The organism is Paraburkholderia sp. BR10937, assembly GCF_040965695.1.
In the GTDB taxonomy this organism is placed as follows: Bacteria; Pseudomonadota; Gammaproteobacteria; order Burkholderiales; family Burkholderiaceae; genus Paraburkholderia.
Window position 1 is genome coordinate 1 of the sequence record NZ_JBFRCL010000265.1, and the last position, 242, is coordinate 242.

General features: G+C 54.5%; 1 pseudogene. It reads left to right on the forward strand.

The features are described from left to right. A pseudogene (locus tag AB4Y44_RS42915) lies at positions 1-242 on the forward strand (nitrogenase molybdenum-iron protein alpha chain); the annotation flags it as partial.

A 242-nucleotide genomic window follows, 5' to 3' on the forward strand; every position in this document is an offset into this window, starting at 1 on the left:
AGTCAACTCCGTACGACGTTGCGATCATCGGTGACTACAATATCGGTGGCGACGCATGGTCAAGCCGCATTCTCCTTGAGGAGATGGGTTTGCGCGTTATTGCGCAGTGGTCGGGCGACGGCACGCTAATTTACGACGACGTGACCGGCTACGAATTCGAGCGGTTCGTCGAATGCATGCGGCCGGACCTCGTAGGTTCAGGAATCAAGGAAAAGTACGTCTTTCAGAAGATGGGTGTTCCT